Genomic DNA, 14,375 nt, shown 5'->3' with positions numbered 1-14,375 from the left:
CAGCCTGATCGTTCCCACGCTCTGCGTGGGAATGCAGCCAGGGACGCTCCGCGTCCCAAAAGCGGACGCGGAGCGTCCGGTGAGGCATTCCCACGCGGAGCGTGGGAACGATCAATACGCAAGGCCAATGACATGCCCACTGCCCTTTACCGTTTCATCCTCGCCATCGCGCTGTTATTGCCGATGGCCGCGCATTCTGGCGACGCCGAAGACTTCGTCGTCGCCAATCCCATGCAGCAAGCCAGGCTTCTGGAAGCCTGGGCCGCGCAGCCCGATGCCGCCCGTATCGAGCTGATCAACGCCCTGCAACAAGGCGAGTTGACGGTCGATGGCCAACCAAAAACCCTGCGCCTGAACAATCGCCTGCGGGGTCTTATCGATACCGCGCTGGCCAGCCATCAATTGCTCGCCGCCGACGCCAAAATCCGTCTGGCCGCCGCGCAGCAATTGCAGAAAAGCGCCAAACCGGCGCAGTTGAAATTCCTCGACCAGCAACTGGCTGGCGAAAAAGATGAAACCGTACACGCCGCGTTGAGCCTGGCCCTGGCCAATCTGCAACTGGTGGACACCGACCCGGCCGTACGCCTCGCCGCGGTGCGTCTGCTGGGTGAAACCGGCGATCCGCTGGCTCGCACCCGCCTCGAAGGCTTGCTCCAGCCCGGTGTCGAAGCCGATGCCAATGTGCGCACCGCTGCCGAAACCAGCCTGGCCCAGGTCAAACGCAAACTGCTGATCGGCGAGATGCTTGGGCAGGCCTTCAGTGGCATGTCCCTGGGTTCGATTCTGCTGCTGGCGGCGTTAGGTCTTGCAATCACCTTCGGCCTGCTCGGCGTGATCAACATGGCCCACGGAGAGATGTTGATGCTCGGCGCGTACTCGACGTATGTGGTGCAGTTGATGTTCCAGCGCTTCGCCCCGCAAGCCATCGAGTTCTACCCGTTGATCGCGTTGCCGGTGGCGTTTTTCGTCACCGCCGCCATCGGTATGGCGCTGGAGCGCACGGTGATTCGTCACCTCTACGGCCGCCCATTGGAAACTTTGCTGGCCACCTGGGGCATCAGCCTGATGCTGATTCAGCTGGTGCGACTGGTGTTCGGCGCGCAGAACGTTGAAGTCGCGAACCCGGCCTGGTTGTCAGGCGGGATTCAGGTGTTGCCGAATCTGGTGCTGCCGTACAACCGCATCGTGATCATCGCCTTCGCGCTGTTTGTGGTGGTGCTGACCTGGCTGCTGCTGAACAAGACGCGCCTGGGCTTGAACGTGCGCGCCGTCACCCAGAACCGCAACATGGCCGCCTGCTGTGGCGTGCCGACCGGGCGCGTGGACATGCTCGCCTTCGGCCTCGGCTCGGGCATCGCTGGCCTTGGTGGCGTAGCCCTCAGCCAGATCGGCAACGTCGGCCCGGACCTCGGCCAGAGCTACATCATCGACTCGTTCCTGGTGGTGGTGCTCGGTGGCGTCGGTCAATTGGCCGGTAGCGTGCTGGCCGCGTTCGGCCTCGGTATCGCCAACAAGATTCTCGAACCGCAGATCGGTGCCGTGCTCGGCAAGATCCTGATCCTCGCGCTGATCATTCTGTTCATCCAGAAACGTCCGCAAGGCCTCTTCGCACTGAAAGGACGGGTGATCGACTGATGAATCAGCCCCTGCTCGTTACCGCAACACAAAAAGCCGGCCCCAAAGTCACGATCGCCATTGGCGCGGTGATCCTCGCTCTGTTGCTGGCGTTGCCGCTGCTGTCGTTGTTGTCGCCGGACAGCACGTTTCACGTCTCGGCCTACACGCTGACGCTGGTGGGCAAGATTCTGTGCTACGCCATCGTCGCCCTCGCGCTGGACCTGGTCTGGGGTTACGCCGGCCTGTTGTCCCTCGGTCACGGTTTGTTCTTTGCCCTCGGCGGTTATGCGATGGGCATGTACCTGATGCGCCAGGCCTCGGGCGATGGCTTGCCAGCGTTCATGACCTTTCTGTCGTGGACTGAATTGCCGTGGTACTGGACCGGCACCAGCAGCTTCCTCTGGTCGATGTGCCTGGTGGTGCTGGCGCCGGGGTTGCTGGCGCTGGTGTTCGGTTTCTTCGCCTTCCGTTCGCGGATCAAGGGCGTGTATTTCTCGATCATGACCCAGGCCCTGACCTTCGCTGGGATGCTCCTGTTCTTCCGCAACGAAACCGGGTTTGGCGGCAACAACGGCTTTACCAACTTCCGCACCATTCTGGGCTTCGGCATCACGGAACCGGGGACTCGCGCGGTGCTGTTTTTCGCCACCGTGGTGTTGCTGGTGGCGAGCCTGTTCATCGGCTGGCGTCTGGCGCAGAGCAAGTTCGGCCGGGTGTTGACCGCCCTGCGCGATGCGGAAAACCGCTTGATGTTCTGCGGCTACGATCCACGCGGTTTCAAGTTGTTTGTCTGGGTGTTGAGCGCGGTGCTGTGCGGCCTGGCCGGCGCGCTGTATGTGCCGCAAGTCGGGATCATCAACCCGAGTGAAATGTCGCCGACCAACTCCATCGAGGCCGCCGTGTGGGTGGCGCTGGGTGGTCGCGGCACGCTGATCGGCCCGCTGCTCGGCGCCGGGGTGGTCAACGGGATGAAGAGCTGGTTCACCGTGGCGTTCCCGGAATACTGGCTGTTCTTCCTTGGCGCATTGTTCATCGTCGTGACCCTGTACCTGCCCAAAGGCGTGATCGGTCTGCTGAAAAAAAGGGGTGAACAATGAGAGTCACTGCAACGGCTGAATTCATGCTCGAACCGGCGTTTTTTCCACCACTGGAACCCAACCGGGACGCCGGCAGCAGCCGTGACGCCATCGGCCTCGGCCAGCGCGCCGGCCCCGGCCTGAACACGCGCCACGGCACGATCCTGACCCTGGAAGACATCAGCGTCAGCTTCGATGGCTTCAAGGCGCTGAACAATCTGAACCTGTACATCGGCGTCGGCGAATTGCGCTGCATCATCGGCCCCAATGGCGCGGGCAAGACCACGCTGATGGACGTGATCACCGGCAAGACCCGGCCCAGTCACGGCAAGGCCTGGTTCGGCGAAACCCTCGACCTGACGCAGATGAGCGAAGTGCAAATCGCCCAGGCCGGCATTGGCCGCAAGTTCCAGAAGCCGACGGTGTTCGAAGCCTTGAGCGTTTTTGAAAACCTGGAACTGGCGCAGAAAACCGACAAATCGGTGTGGGCCAGCCTGCGGGCGCGCCTGAGTGGCGAGCAGAAAGATCGCATCGGCGAAGTGCTGGACACCATTCGCCTGACCCCGTCGGTCAATCGCCCGGCGGGCTTGTTGTCCCATGGTCAGAAGCAGTTTCTGGAAATCGGCATGTTGCTGATGCAGGACCCGCAACTGCTGCTGCTCGACGAACCGGTGGCGGGCATGACCGACGCCGAAACCGAATTCACCGCCGAACTGTTCAAGAGCCTGGCGGGCAAGCATTCGCTGATGGTGGTGGAACACGACATGGGCTTCGTCGGCTCCATCGCCGACCACGTCACCGTGTTGCACCAGGGCAGCGTGCTGGCCGAAGGGTCGCTGGAGCAGGTGCAGGACAACGAGCGCGTGATCGAGGTGTATCTCGGCCGCTGAGAGCTGTGGAGATGATCGTTCCCACGCTCTGCGTGGGAATGCCGCCGGGGACGCTCCGCGTCCCGCTGACAATGCAGGGCTCAAGTCCTGCGCACGGGTGACGCGGAGCGTCACGGGATGCATTCCCACGCAGAGCGTGGGAACGATCACTGGGGGAGGAATTTGAAAATGCTGCAAGTCGACAAGCTGCACCAGTTTTACGGCGGTAGCCACATCCTGCGGGGTCTGACGTTTGAGGTGAAAGTCGGTGAGGTCACTTGCCTGCTCGGACGCAACGGTGTGGGCAAGACCACCCTGCTCAAGTGCCTGATGGGTTTGTTGCCGGCCAAAGAAGGCGCGGTGAACTGGGAAGGCAAAACGATCACCGCGTTCAAGCCACACCAGCGGGTTCACGCCGGGATCGCTTACGTGCCTCAGGGCCGGGAAATATTCGGCCGGCTGACCGTGGAAGAAAACCTGTTGATGGGCCTGTCGCGATTTCCCGGTGCTGAAGCCAAGGAAGTCCCGGCGTTCATCTACGAGCTGTTTCCGGTGCTGCTGCAGATGAAACAGCGTCGCGGCGGTGACTTGTCCGGTGGCCAGCAGCAGCAATTGGCGATCGGCCGAGCGTTGGCCAGCCGTCCTCGCCTGCTGATTCTCGACGAGCCCACCGAAGGCATTCAGCCCTCGGTGATCAAGGAAATCGGCGCGGTGATCAAGAAGCTCGCCGCCCGTGGCGACATGGCAATTTTGCTGGTGGAACAGTTCTACGATTTCGCCGCCGAACTCGCCGATCAGTACCTGGTGATGTCCCGGGGTGAGATCGTGCAGCAAGGTCGCGGAGAAAACATGGAAGCCGAAGGTGTGCGTGGCCTGGTTACGATCTAATCTGAAGCGTCCTGACGATAAATAGAAACTATGAATTCACCTCTCCCCACTGCCCTGTTCACCCCCAGCTGGCACGCTGAGCTGGAACTCGGCTACGCCCGATTCGGCGACAGCACGCGCCCGGTTCAGCGCTGGCACAAAGGCCCGCTGCGGGTGCAGAAACATCTGTATGCCGAAGGGCCCGAGGTTTGCCAGCACATCATCGTGCACCCGCCGGGCGGGATTGCCGGCGGCGATCGGCTGGATATCTCGGCCAGTGTCGGCCGCGATGCCTGGGCGCAAATCACCAGCCCCGGCGCGGCCAAGTGGTATCGCGCGGCGGGGCCCGCTTATCAGAAGCTCGACTTGAAAGTAGCCGCTGGCGCGACACTGGAGTGGCTGCCCCAGGAAACCATTATCTTCAGCGCCGCACAGGCTGAACTCAGCACTTCGATTGATCTGGAAGGCGATGCGCGGTTGTTTTACTGGGACGTCGTGGCGCTGGGCCGGCCAGCCAGCGGCGAACGTTTCGACCTCGGGCATTTTCAGGCGCACCTGGACATCCGCCGCGACGGTCAGTTGCTCTGGCATGAACGCCAGCGCATTGTCGGGGCTGATGGTTTGCTTGATTCGCCGATTGGCCTGGATGGACAACCGGTGTTTGCGACCCTGTTGGTGACTGGCGACATCGATAGCGATTTGCTGGAGAAATGCCGCTCGCTGCCCCATGACGTGCGCGGAGACCTGACCCAGTTGCCCGGACTTTTAGTCGCCCGCTGCCTGGCCGGTGAAGCGTTGTTGGCCAGGGGGTGGTTGATCGATTTGTGGCGATTGCTCAGGCCTGCGTTGCTCGGCCGCGAAGCCGTCCCCCCCAGAATATGGAGCACCTGAATTGCTTTTCTGTGGGAGCGAGCCTGCTCGCGATGGCGGTCTCAAAGCCAACATCTTCACTGGATGTGACGACCTCATCGCGAGCAGGCTCGCTCCCACAGGGGTTTTGTGTTTACAGATCCGAATACCTTTTTTATCTGCCGATATGGATTCCAAACGATGGACCTGACCCCACGCGAAAAAGACAAGCTGTTGATTTTCACCGCCGGCCTCGTGGCCGAGCGGCGTTTGGCGCGCGGCGTGAAACTCAACTACCCGGAAGCCATGGCCTACATTTCCGCTGCGCTGCTCGAAGGCGCGCGCGACGGCCGGACCGTGGCCGAACTGATGCACTACGGCACCACCCTGCTCAGTCGTGAACAAGTGATGGAAGGGATCCCGGAAATGATCCCGGAGATCCAGGTCGAGGCGACCTTTCCCGACGGCACCAAACTGGTCACCGTCCACCAACCGATCGCCTGAGGCCTCGCCATGACTTACCACATCCGCGATGCAGCGCACGCCGACTTGCCGGCGATCCGCGACATCTACAACGACGCGGTGCTCAACACCACGGCCATCTGGAACGAACAGGCCGTGGATTTGGCTAACCGTCAGGCCTGGTTCAGCGCCCGCCAAGACCAGGGCTACCCGATTCTGGTGATTGCCGACGGCGATAACACGGTGCTGGGCTACGCTTCATTCGGTGACTGGCGGCCGTTCGACGGGTTCCGCCATACCGTCGAGCATTCGGTTTACGTGCGCAACGACCAGCGAGGCAATGGTCTCGGCCCGCAATTGATGACCGCGTTGATCGAACGCGCCAAAGGCTGCGACAAACATGTGATGGTCGCCGCCATCGAAAGCGGTAATGCCGCTTCTATTCGCCTGCATGAACGAGCCGGTTTCGTGACGACCGGCCAGATGCCCCAGGTGGGCACCAAGTTCGGTCGCTGGCTGGACCTGACTTTTATGCAACTGACCCTCAATCCTGGCGCGGAGCCGCCGACTGCCAACAAGGAGTAATTTGCCATGAACGCCGCCCAACTGCGCCGCGTCAATGTTGAAAGCTTTGCGCACTACCGTCAGGGTTTGATTGATCTGCTGCTCGACGCCGTCGGCTATGGCGCCAGCGTCGGGTTCATGGCCGATCTGGACGCCACCCAGGCCCGAGCCTGGTTCGATGAGGTCCAGGAGAACCTGAACAAGGGCAACGTGCTGCTGTGGGTGGTGGTCAAGGACGAACAGGTACAGGCCAGCGTGCAGCTGACCCTGTGCCAGAAAGCCAACGGCCTGAACCGCGCTGAAGTGCAAAAACTGTTGGTACGTGAACACGCGCGTCGCCGCGGTCTGGGCCAACAGTTGATGAGTGCTTTGGAACAAGCTGCCCTTCAGCACAAGCGCGGCATGCTCTACCTAGACACTGAGGCCGGCTCCCCTGCCGAAGACTTCTACAAAGCCCTGGGTTACACCCGCGCCGGCGAAATCCCCGACTATGCCTGCGACCCGAGCGGTCGCTATAAACCGACCGCCTTCTACTACAAGATTCTCCAAGGAGCCCATTGATGATTCCCGGTGAATACCAGATCCAGCCCGGTGACATCGAACTCAACGTAGGCCGCCGCACCCTCAGCCTGAAGGTGGCCAACAGCGGCGACCGGCCGATCCAGGTCGGCTCGCATTACCACTTTTTCGAAACCAACGATGCGCTGACGTTCGACCGCGCCGCCAGCCGCGGCATGCGCCTGAACATCCCCGCCGGCACCGCCGTGCGCTTCGAGCCGGGGCAGAGCCGGGAGGTCGAGTTGGTAGAGCTGGCCGGGCATCGCCGGGTGTTCGGGTTTGCCGGCAGGATCATGGGTGATCTCGACTGACTGATCGTTCCCACGCTCCGCGTGGGAATGCATCCCGTGACGCTCCGCGTCACATAACGGCGGACGCAGAGCGTCCATGGCGGCATTCCCACGCAGAGCGTGGGAACGATCAATGAAGGAACTGCAATGAAGATTTCCCGTCAGGCCTACGCCGACATGTTCGGCCCCACCGTCGGCGACAAGGTCCGTCTGGCCGATACCGAGCTGTGGATCGAAGTCGAGAAAGACTTCACCACCTACGGTGAAGAAGTGAAGTTCGGCGGCGGCAAAGTCATTCGCGATGGCCAGGGTCAAAGCCAATTGCTCGCCTCAGAGGTCGTCGACACGCTGATCACCAACGCGCTGATCATCGACCACTGGGGCATCGTCAAGGCCGATGTCGGTCTCAAGGACGGGCGCATCGCCGCCATCGGCAAGGCCGGCAACCCGGACATCCAGCCGAACGTGACCATCGCAGTCGGTGCCAGCACCGAAGTCATCGCCGGTGAAGGAATGATCCTCACCGCGGGCGGCATCGACACGCACATCCACTTCATCTGCCCGCAGCAGATCGAAGAAGCCTTGATGAGCGGCGTCACCACCATGATCGGCGGCGGCACCGGCCCGGCCACGGGCACCAATGCAACCACCTGCACGTCCGGACCGTGGCACTTGGCGCGCATGCTCCAGGCCGCCGATGCGTTCCCGATGAACATCGGTCTCACCGGCAAGGGCAACGCCAGTCTGCCGGAGCCGTTGATCGAGCAGGTCAAGGCCGGTGCCATCGGCCTGAAGTTGCACGAGGATTGGGGCACCACCCCGGCGAGCATCGACAACTGCCTGACCGTCGCTGACCAGTACGATGTACAAGTGGCGATTCACACCGACACCCTCAACGAATCCGGTTTCGTCGAAACCACCCTCGCCGCGTTCAAGGGCCGCACCATCCACACCTACCACACCGAGGGTGCGGGCGGCGGTCATGCGCCGGACATCATCAAGGCCTGCGGCTTTGCCAACGTGCTGCCGAGTTCCACCAACCCGACCCGGCCGTTCACCCGCAACACCATCGACGAACACCTCGACATGCTGATGGTCTGCCATCACCTGGACCCAAGCATTGCCGAAGACGTGGCCTTCGCCGAAAGCCGCATCCGTCGCGAAACCATCGCCGCCGAAGACATCCTCCACGACCTCGGTGCGTTCTCGATGATCAGTTCCGACAGCCAGGCCATGGGCCGCGTTGGCGAAGTGATCACCCGCACCTGGCAGACCGCCGACAAGATGAAAAAACAGCGCGGCCCGTTGCCCGGTGATGGCGAAGGCAACGACAACTTCCGCGCCAAACGCTACATCGCCAAGTACACGATCAACCCGGCAATCACCCACGGCATCAGCCATGAAGTGGGCTCGGTGGAAGTGGGCAAATGGGCCGATCTGGTGCTCTGGCGTCCGGCATTTTTCGGCGTCAAACCGACGCTGATCCTCAAGGGTGGCGCCATCGCCGCCAGCCTGATGGGCGATGCGAACGCGTCGATCCCCACACCGCAACCGGTGCACTACCGCCCGATGTTCGCCAGCTACGGCGGCTCCTTGCATGCCACCAGCCTGACCTTCATCAGCCAGGCGGCACAGGACGCCGGATTGCCCGAAGCGCTGGGTTTGAAGAAGAAAATCGCCGTGGTCAAAGGCTGTCGCGAGGTGCAGAAAACCGACCTGATCCACAACGATTACCTGCCGAACATCGACGTCGATCCGCAGACTTATCAGGTCAAGGCCGACGGGGTTCTGCTGTGGTGTGAACCGGCTGATGTGCTGCCCATGGCGCAGCGCTATTTCCTGTTCTGAAGGTTCAAGGCACAAGAAAAAACCCTGAGTGCGTCAACACACACTCAGGGTTCTTCTGTTGTATCACCCGTTCCTTGAAGCGGGGTTTCAGCCAGGTCAGCTATTGGTGTCCACAGTAAAGAGCGGAGGTTCAACCCGCTGCAGTTTTGCCCGGTCCATGGCTTGCTGGGTCAGTTGTTTGAGAAGGGTTTCACGCGCCTCCTTGATCAGGTCAAGCTCGGCGGCAAACGCTTCATCGGTCACGACTTGCCCCGGCGCAAAGGCACTTTCAGGTTTACCGAGTTCGGCGGCCAGTATCCTTATTTCTTCCTTCAGCTTCTCTCGCTCTTCCAGTGTCAGGTCCGTGCGGGAGGCTCGTTCGTCAAGAGCAACCTTGAACTCGGTCGTGGCTACCGTCTTGCGATCAAACGCCCTGAAACGTGCGCGATTCGAACGCTGCACATAGGTCCGCCAAAATGGCTGCTCGGCAATCAAATCACGCAGCAGATCGCCCTCCTCCAGCCCCAAGATCCGCTGGTAGGCGTTTTCGATCATTTCGCCGGTAACGCCCGCGATCTGGCGAAACTGCATTCCACGCGCCTGCCAGGGCAGGTCAAGCCGTTCTGCCAGGTCCGTCATGAACGCGAGGTGAACCTCGACCTCGTCAATGGTCCCGCTGACATTGCCTTCAGCGTCGACGCGTCGAAAACGTTCACCCGCGGCCTCGCGGTCGATGATATGGCGACGGGCGATTCGCTCGACTTCATCCAGGCGGCTCTTACCCCTGGCCAACTCGATCAACTGCGCTTCAGTCAAACTGGGGTTGCCCAATTCAAGGGCTTCCTGGACCAGCACATCTACCCCCAGAACGTTGAATAGCTGGGTCGCGCCATCCACGCATTGGCTGCGCGCCGTAGCTTCGGTGAAAAACTTCGTGCGCAGTTCAGCGTCCTTGGCCATGGTCTCGATCATCCGCCACATCTTGGCTGTCAGATCGGTTCGATAGGCGCCACCAGCGGTGAAGTCCGCCGATTGGGTCAGGCGCCTGATCTCGTCGAAGAAACCGGTCGAGTTGAACTCGTCTTCAAGCGCATCCCAGAGCTTTTGTTTCTCTACCCACTCGTCAAAGGTAATGCCTTGTTGCCAGCTCAGGGTGTCACGCACGCCCCGGGGTGGATACGGGCGCTCAGGATCCAGCCCCACTGAACTGATGTAGTCCTTGAGCAGCTCCAGGTTTTCCGGTGACATAAAGGGCGGCTGGCGGCTGAGCAACGTACGTGCCAGCAACTCCGCGTCGACCGAACCTGGCGTGACTTCGGGTATGTGTGTGAGCAGGTTGCGCTGCAGGTCCAGATGGAAATGCCGGGGGCGCTCAAGGTCGAACAGCCCCGGTGGCCAGGTGGTCGCTCCGGTGTCGTACAGAAGCAGTGTGTGCAGGTCGGGCATGCGACTGATGTTCGGCAGCAGACTCAACGGATTGCCGGCCAGCGCCAGGGTTTGCAGCTTCGTGCAGCGGCCGAGCATTTCGACATCGGCGGGCTTCAGTACAATCCGGTTTCCCGTGAGTTCGAGGAAATTGAGGTGCGGCATGTCGGCGATGTGTCGCGGCAAAGTGGTCAGTTTATTGCGACCAAGGTCCAGGGCACGCACCTTGCGAAACGGTTTTAGAAAGGACTGTTCCGCATCGGTAATACCGGCGTTATATAGTTTCAGGTACGTGACATGGTCGAAATTGCCCTCCAGCGCCGGCATTTTTTTGAAATGCAGGTTCAACGGAAAGCTGCTCAGGTCGAGCTTCTGCCCAACCACATTGCCGAACGAGTCAAACTGTTTTGGCCCGGTACGCTGCCAGCACTGCCTGATTTTTCGGGCGAATTGATTCCTGGCATTCCACTCCCCGACGCCACTGGGACTCAAACGAAAATCCCGGGTCGGCGAATTCACCCACCGCTTCAGCGTTGTATTCAACCGTTCGAATTCAAGTTCAAGCTCTTCGAGCTGCATGTCGACCGGAATCCCTTGTTGGTTGAAACGCTCCAGCAACGCAGTGGATTCTTCCTCCGTGAAAGCGGGGTAGAGCTTTCTGATCCGCGCCTGCGAACTTTGCTCCCCACCCCCGCCAGCGAGCTCACGCAAATACCCCAACATGCCGCCCGGCAAGCGCATGGCTTGCGAGTCGTACACCGGTTTACGAATCGGCTGCTCAAGCAGGATCGGTTCGAATTGCTCGTGGCTGAGTGGTGAACGCCGTACCGCATCCTTGAGCCGTGCACTTTCGTGAATGTCATAACCCAATGCGTTGCGTTCGGTATCCGGCAGGGCATGCAACACCGAGGCGTAAAGATCGTCGGTACCGTGCAGGTGCTGATCCTCCGCGCCCCGCGCCTGATAACGACCGTCCTCGTCCAGCACCAATACTTTGCGGATCGGCGCATCCGCCGCCCCTGCGCTTGCGAGCAGATCCCCGGAAAATCCCAAATGCCGAATTTCGATCCGGACTTGCGTCGACCATCCGGGCAGGCTGGCCAGCGTGGCCAGTTCGAGCCGGCGAGTGTCGGTACTTTCCAGTTCATCCAGGTAAAGCCCCTCATACGCCCGGTTCAAGCGCACGCGCTCCTGCGCCCGGCGTGTCTGCTGGCGCAAACGCAGCGGCAGGCGCTGTTTCTCGGTCAGGTGTTGCAGGTCGGCGGGCTCGGCGCTATCGAGTAATTCTTGCGCCACGCTGGCGGGCAGTTGCGGGGAATCGTCCACCAGCAAACGCACCTGCGCGCTGTCGGACACATTTCGACTCTTGTATAGCGCGTCGAACAGGCGCTTGTGTTGTTTGCGCGCCTGCATGGCCAATCGGCTGCGCAGCGCGTCGATCCGTGAGGGCGTGTCATTGGCGACCTGTGCGCCAAGCATTTCCCGCAGTTCGGTCGGGTTCAGGGATTCAATCACTCGCTCAGGCAGTTTCCCGGCCACCACCTCCGAGCGGCTGATCTTGATGCTTTGTGGTCCAGTGGCCATGGCGTTGCCATGTTTGACGGACGCCCCGGTGCGATCATCGCCTTCGAACACCTCCAGGGCTCGGGACTCCGGCCAGCGTGGCAGCTCGACCAGAGTCGCCGGCAGAAAACCGGACATCTCCTCTGGCACCTGATTGGCCAGGATTTGCTCGGGATAGCGTTCCGCGTCGGCGTAGGTATTGAAGCGCTTGAGGGTGTCGCGCAGCAGCGCCGGCGGTGTTTCATGCTCGGCATGCAGCCGGCGCAACACGCCCTCTTCAACGCCGCTCACCTTCTGGATTTTGGCCAGGGTGGCGGCCGAGTAATCCTCCATAGAGTCGTCCAGTCGACGCATCAGGCGAGTCGTGTCCCAGCCCAGCGGTTGCTCGGTTTCAGCTTTCCAGGCGCCGGCGCCGTTATGCTCCACCATAGGTTGATAAGCGTTGGGCCGGGTCGGATGTTGCAGGCGATGCTCGCCCGTCGCCGGGTCCTGGCGCACCTGGTAATGCTTTTGCTCCAGGCGCAGCCATTGCTGATCGTTGTGTCGATACAGCCCCAGGTCATCGGGTTTGGCCTCGGTCGGTAGCGTCAGCGGGTGCTCGTACGGCGTCAGGTCCGGTTTCCACAGGCGGGTCTTGCCCGTGGGCAGTTCCACCGGTTTGAGGTTGTCGATCAGCGGACTGGGTTTGACCGGGATCCGGGCCGCCTGCGGGATGACGTGCCCGGCGCTCATCAGGGCCAGTTGCGCAAAGTTGATGATCACTCCGTTGATGTGCGCCGATGCCTCGTCGCGGTCGCCCTTGCTCCAGTCTTCGATGCCTTCCAGCAGTTCGGCGGCCATCTGCGCCACCATCAGCGCCAGCATGGCTTCGCCCAGCCCCGGCACAAGCATCGCGGCAAAGTTGAAGACGTTCCAGCCGATGTCCAGGTAGCTGCTCAGGCGTTTCCAGCGCGTGGTGGCGTCTTCATCGCCGGTGGGGACGGCAATCGCTCGCGCGTCGCTGAGCGCCTTGTCGCGCTTGAGCCGATACAGCAGCGGCCACAGCTCGCCCGTCAGCCGGTGGGTGATCGGCTCGGCATTCGGATTCTCCACCGCGGTTTCCCGCCACCACGGCCCCATGTCCAGCGGTTCGCGCTGCTGCCAGGTGATCCGGCTCAGGCGCTCGCGGGCCCGGGCAAAGAACCGGCCCTGGTCCTTGTGCGCGACGAAGCGGCTGAAAAACGCCTGATAGTCCGGCTCGCGCAGTTGGCGGATCAGCGTTTTCATGAAGTCCGCCAGCGAGGCGTACTCTTTCAGCGGGTGCTGCGGGTCGTCCGGCATATAGGCAATCACCGGGCCGCTCAAGCGGCTTTGCCGGTAGATGTCCTGCTGGCGCAGCATCTCTTCGCTGACCCCGGTCGGGCCATTGGCGAAAAAAGCCTGCAGCAATTTGAACTTGTCCAGGTCGAGGCCCGGTGACATCGTCGACAACACGCTCGACCAGTCGAGCCAGGAGGCCCGCGCGTCAGGCGCCAGGGCCTCCACCGCCGCCTGGATCATGCCCGCATCGCCCTCGGCGCTGAACAACACCACACCGTGCAACTTGAAACCCATCAGCGACAGCCGATGCGGGTGCAGCGGCCGATGGTGAAACCGGATATCGCTTGTATGCTCGCGGACCTGGCGCAACACCCCGTAGGCGTTGGAGCTGATGTCGTCTTTCAGCAGGGCGATCAGCGAGGCCAGTTCGAACGCCGCTTTTTCACTGGCGGCGCCATGCTGTTCCAGGGTTTGCCTTTTCTGCGCATCGGCCGGCAGCAGCCGGGCTTGCAGATGCGCTTGATACTGCCCGCCGAGGTCCAGCCGACGACACAGCGCGGCGATTTTACTCACCGTCATCGCGGGTATCAGCGACGGTTCTCCCCTGAAGTTGCTGCGATAGACCCCGGAGCCGGTCCGGAAATAATCGGCGGCGGTTTCCGGCTCTTCGAAGTTATGCAGCGCCGCGTCCAGGAGGCTGGACTCGCGCAGATGGCTGGCGCCGCGATCGATACCGAAGATGATCCGGTCCGGCACATACAGCTTAAGGGTCAGTTGGCTGACGTCCTCATGGCTGTTGAAGTTCGAACTCATCGACAAGGACAGCAAGGGTTTGGCAAACGCCCTGATGTCCTGTTGCAGGTCTTGCAACGGTGCATCCACCAACCGCTGCAACAACCAGCGCTTGTCGAGCAATTCCTTGAGGTATTGCCGGTCGATTGCGGAAGCTTTGAGGTACCAGCCCGGTGTCGGGACCGTGGTGCTGGTGAGCAACGACATCCTCACCGGCGGGGTCGCTGTTATAGCGGGAGGAAGCGCCTGAACGATACGTTCATAATGAACACCGTTGTTGTCCGCCGGTAATACTGGCGAACTTGAAACATCGTTAA

General features: G+C 61.4%; 11 protein-coding genes. 10 read left to right on the top strand and 1 reads right to left on the bottom strand.

The features are described from left to right. The first annotated feature begins 132 nt into the window (after window positions 1–132). The 10 genes from urtB (at window position 133) to ureC (ending at window position 9,000) form a co-directional block, all read left to right on the top strand. The gene (gene urtB / locus BLW70_RS08140; protein WP_074873363.1) at window positions 133–1,635 is read left to right on the top strand and encodes an urea ABC transporter permease subunit UrtB; all 1,503 of its coding nucleotides are present in this window, start codon (window positions 133–135) and stop codon (window positions 1,633–1,635) included. Further along, window positions 1,635–2,714 carry an urea ABC transporter permease subunit UrtC gene (gene urtC / locus BLW70_RS08135; RefSeq protein ID WP_074873360.1) on the top strand — a complete coding sequence of 360 codons (1,080 nt, stop codon included), beginning with the start codon at window positions 1,635–1,637 and terminating at the stop codon, window positions 2,712–2,714. Before urtB ends, urtC begins: the two co-directional genes overlap by 1 nt. Beyond that, entirely contained in the window at window positions 2,711–3,583 is an 873-nt protein-coding gene (gene urtD, locus BLW70_RS08130; protein WP_074873357.1) for an urea ABC transporter ATP-binding protein UrtD, read from the top strand. The genes urtC and urtD overlap by 4 nt, the downstream gene beginning before the upstream one ends. A gap of 168 nt (window positions 3,584–3,751) precedes the next feature. Continuing rightward, window positions 3,752–4,450, top strand: a complete 699-nt coding sequence (gene urtE, locus BLW70_RS08125) for an urea ABC transporter ATP-binding subunit UrtE (protein ID WP_074873355.1) — start codon at window positions 3,752–3,754, stop codon at window positions 4,448–4,450. A 30-nt stretch (window positions 4,451–4,480) separates the two neighbouring features. Beyond that, window positions 4,481–5,320 (top strand): urease accessory protein UreD, encoded by an 840-nt coding sequence (locus tag BLW70_RS08120; protein ID WP_074873352.1) that lies wholly within the window; start codon window positions 4,481–4,483, stop codon window positions 5,318–5,320. Between the two features lie 159 nt (window positions 5,321–5,479). Then, entirely contained in the window at window positions 5,480–5,782 is a 303-nt protein-coding gene (gene ureA, locus BLW70_RS08115) for an urease subunit gamma (RefSeq protein ID WP_074873350.1), read from the top strand. 9 nt (window positions 5,783–5,791) lie between these two features. Then, on the top strand, window positions 5,792–6,325 hold the full coding sequence (locus BLW70_RS08110) for a GNAT family N-acetyltransferase (RefSeq protein ID WP_074873347.1): 534 nt from the start codon (window positions 5,792–5,794) through the stop codon (window positions 6,323–6,325). Between the two features lie 6 nt (window positions 6,326–6,331). Then, a complete protein-coding gene (locus BLW70_RS08105; RefSeq protein ID WP_074873345.1) occupies window positions 6,332–6,865 on the top strand; it encodes a GNAT family N-acetyltransferase in 534 nt (177 codons plus the stop codon). Next, on the top strand, window positions 6,865–7,173 hold the full coding sequence (locus BLW70_RS08100; protein ID WP_074873342.1) for an urease subunit beta: 309 nt from the start codon (window positions 6,865–6,867) through the stop codon (window positions 7,171–7,173). The genes BLW70_RS08105 and BLW70_RS08100 overlap by 1 nt, the downstream gene beginning before the upstream one ends. Before the next feature lie 126 nt (window positions 7,174–7,299). Continuing rightward, window positions 7,300–9,000, top strand: a complete 1,701-nt coding sequence (gene ureC, locus BLW70_RS08095) for an urease subunit alpha (RefSeq protein WP_074873339.1) — start codon at window positions 7,300–7,302, stop codon at window positions 8,998–9,000. A 96-nt stretch (window positions 9,001–9,096) separates the two neighbouring features. Here the strand turns inward: ureC and BLW70_RS08090 are convergent, their stop codons facing one another. Further along, window positions 9,097–14,265 carry an NEL-type E3 ubiquitin ligase domain-containing protein gene (locus tag BLW70_RS08090; protein ID WP_235864989.1) on the bottom strand — a complete coding sequence of 1,723 codons (5,169 nt, stop codon included), beginning with the start codon at window positions 14,263–14,265 and terminating at the stop codon, window positions 9,097–9,099. Window positions 14,266–14,375 lie beyond the last annotated feature (110 nt).

It is taken from the genome of Pseudomonas frederiksbergensis, assembly GCF_900105495.1.
Lineage (GTDB): Bacteria > Pseudomonadota > Gammaproteobacteria > Pseudomonadales > Pseudomonadaceae > Aquipseudomonas > Aquipseudomonas frederiksbergensis.
This window is presented reverse-complemented; position numbering and strand designations above follow the sequence as displayed.

Excerpts from the sequence above, each read along its gene's own strand:
- urtC (WP_074873360.1), top strand. The coding sequence starts at position 1,635 with ATGAATCAGCCCCTGCTCGTTACCGCAACACAAAAAGCCGGCCCCAAA.
- BLW70_RS08110 (WP_074873347.1), top strand. The coding sequence starts at position 5,792 with ATGACTTACCACATCCGCGATGCAGCGCACGCCGACTTGCCGGCGATC.
- ureA (WP_074873350.1), top strand. The coding sequence starts at position 5,480 with ATGGACCTGACCCCACGCGAAAAAGACAAGCTGTTGATTTTCACCGCC.
- BLW70_RS08120 (WP_074873352.1), top strand. The coding sequence starts at position 4,481 with ATGAATTCACCTCTCCCCACTGCCCTGTTCACCCCCAGCTGGCACGCT.
- ureC (WP_074873339.1), top strand. The coding sequence starts at position 7,300 with ATGAAGATTTCCCGTCAGGCCTACGCCGACATGTTCGGCCCCACCGTC.
- urtB (WP_074873363.1), top strand. The coding sequence starts at position 133 with ATGCCCACTGCCCTTTACCGTTTCATCCTCGCCATCGCGCTGTTATTG.
- BLW70_RS08100 (WP_074873342.1), top strand. The coding sequence starts at position 6,865 with ATGATTCCCGGTGAATACCAGATCCAGCCCGGTGACATCGAACTCAAC.
- BLW70_RS08090 (WP_235864989.1), bottom strand. The coding sequence starts at position 14,265 with ATGTCGTTGCTCACCAGCACCACGGTCCCGACACCGGGCTGGTACCTC.
- urtD (WP_074873357.1), top strand. The coding sequence starts at position 2,711 with ATGAGAGTCACTGCAACGGCTGAATTCATGCTCGAACCGGCGTTTTTT.
- BLW70_RS08105 (WP_074873345.1), top strand. The coding sequence starts at position 6,332 with ATGAACGCCGCCCAACTGCGCCGCGTCAATGTTGAAAGCTTTGCGCAC.
- urtE (WP_074873355.1), top strand. The coding sequence starts at position 3,752 with ATGCTGCAAGTCGACAAGCTGCACCAGTTTTACGGCGGTAGCCACATC.